This window comes from Parafrankia elaeagni (assembly GCF_000374165.1).
Taxonomy (GTDB): Bacteria; Actinomycetota; Actinomycetes; order Frankiales; family Frankiaceae; genus Parafrankia; species Parafrankia elaeagni.
In genome coordinates this window covers 1-2,564 of the sequence record NZ_KB893687.1, presented here as the reverse complement: position 1 = coordinate 2,564, position 2,564 = coordinate 1, and the positions used below count along the sequence as shown (strand labels likewise).

Below are 2,564 nucleotides of genomic sequence, written 5' to 3'. Positions count from 1 at the left end.
CACGGCGGCAACGACCGACAAGGCCGACACGGACACAGCGGCAACGACCGACTCCACCAAGCCATAGACCCACGTCAGGCTCTTGGCTCAGCACGGTTGCCAGCGGAGTCGAGCGTTCCCGCGCGGACGCTCGGCCGAGTCTGAACCAGTCGGAATGTGCTGAGTACCGGGATCTTCCGGCGTCCAGCCCGACGGACAGGGATCCGGCGCTCCGTAGTCGCCTGGGTCTACCCAGGCCGGCTACGGACCGCCAGGTCCAGTTGGTCGGCGTCTCACGTGTTAGAGAGGACATCAAACGCGATGGCCGGCACGGGCAGTTCGGCGAGCACGTCCGCGGGCGGCGCCGCGGACATCGGGGGTCTGGACGGCCCCACCCCGCACGACCTTCTTCCCACCACTGATTCCCACCCCGAGGAGACCGTCCGTTACCAGACGGTGGTCCTGACCGACATGCCTGGTGCGGTCGCGTCACGGGAGTTGAAGGGGACGGTCAACCTCGGCAGGGACGACCTGTCGGTCTACGACCGGCCCGCCGAAGGTATGATCATTACTACGGAGCAGTCGTGGACGGTGGAAGGCGTCACCCTGGGCCGGCTGCTGCACAGCCTGAGTCTGGCGCCCGGCGAATGCACGAAGGTCGCCGTGGTCGGCTGGGAACGCCGCACCCGGGGAGACGGTGACGAGACGACCGTCGAGGGTGACGCCCTGACCAGCGGCACGACGCAGGACCGGTCGATCAGCGAGCTGGCGAACATGATCGCCCGCGAGGAGCAGCACGGCCTCTCGCGCACCGTCGAGGCCGGCCATTCGGACAGCGCCGGGGCGAGCGGTGGGCTCGCGCTGTTCGGTGCGTCGCTCGGTGGGTCGTGGAGCACGTCGTCCAACGCCGGGATCGCGACCTCGGTCGCCCGGACTACCGGCACACGCGACGTCGCCGCGCAGGTCGCGCAGCGGATCAGCTCCCGTACCGGTCAGCTCGCCACCGTGGCGCGCAGCCGCCAGACGACCGTGGTGCGAGAGACCTCGCAGACCGAGCGCGAACAGGTCTCCACCCGACTGGTCACCAACTACAACCACATGCACGCCATGTCCATGCAGTACTACGAGGTCATCCACGTCTACAAGGTCCTCACCCGGACCAGGACCGTCGAACGCTGCCTGTTCGTCCCGCTGCAGGAACTCGGCTTCACGCCGAGCAACGTGAAGTACTTCAGGGCTCTGCTCGCCAAGGCCGCGCCGCCCGCCTGGGCCGCACGGATCCGCGCGATCGACCCGTTCGAGACCGTCGTGCGCCGCCTCGACGGCGCCACCGCGACCGCGGCGACCGGCCCGGTGCGCTACGACACCACCAAGCTCCTCGACCTGTCCGGTTCGCCCCGGGCTCCCTACGGGGTCCGCAGCGACGGGGTCCCCGTCCGCTTCGACCTCGCCACGCGGCAGTGGAAAGCGCTGCCCACCACCGGTCTACCGCGAGCCGGCCTCAAGAAGATCGCCGCCGCGGGTGACGCGGTCTGGGGAGTCGACGCGGAGAACTTCGTCGTGCAGTACCTCGCCCCTACCTGGCAACGGTCCCGGAACGACGCCCGTGACGTCTCCTGCGGTACCGACGGGTCCGTCTACATGATCGGAGTCAGGGGCTACCTCCATCGGCGTACCGACAGTTGGCTGAACCTCGGGTTCCTGGCTGAGAGCGTCGCCGTCGCCAATCGCGATCGAGTCTGGAGCTGCCGCCAGGGCAAGACGTGGGAGGTCGGCGGCACAGGCCGAGTGGAGCGGGAATCCCCGGGAATCGTCCGGATGACCGGCGCCTCGGACGGCTCTGTCTGGGGCATGACCCGCGACTTCAAAATCTATTCGGTCGTTCCCGGTGCGAGCACCTGGACGTCCGCGACTGTAGACGGAACTGGCATGGCGACCTACTCGAAGGTCGGCATCTCCGACGGCCGCGAGCTGTGGCTGCTCGACGTCAACGGCAACGCCGTGCAGATCGCGAGCCGAGGCACGCTCACCGCGTTCGACCATCCGCCGTCTCCGGACGCCGGATGGGCCGTGCGGCTGGAAGTCTGGTGGGACCACGCCGGAATCCGTGGCGTCCGCCTCACCATGCCCGGAACCAGCGGAACCCACACCGAAGGCGTCACCTCGCCCGACCTTTCCTACGCCACCCACACATTCAAAGCCGGCGACAGACTTCTCCAGGTCGACTACTGGACCGGCGCCGCGGCGGGCGGCTGCCTGTCTGGACTGCGCCTCACAACACAAGCTGGTCCGATCGCCTTCGGACCAGCAGCGGACAGTTCCACACCACCCGCCGTCACCGAAGATACCGGCAGTGTCGCCCTCTGCGGATTCCACGGCTCCACCGTCAAGAGCACCGAAAACGTCACCTACATCGCGTCACTCGGCTTCTACGGACGTGCGGACTCCGCCCCCCAAGCTGTTTTGGATCATTTGAATGACAATAGTCGGTTCTACAGCCAGGCGGTGTGGGTGAACGCGGACGAGTTGACGTTGAGTCGGGTTCTGGCGAACTACCATTACGCGCCGAGCGGTGAGACCGATGC

The 2,564-nt window shown here is 67.6% G+C and carries 1 protein-coding gene; it reads left to right on the top strand.

Translation table 11 applies throughout. The features are described from left to right. Nucleotides 1-300: 300 nt before the first annotated feature. Nucleotides 301-2,564 (top strand): hypothetical protein (locus B207_RS0105200; protein ID WP_018635469.1); only part of this gene is annotated, 2,264 nt, incomplete at its 3' end.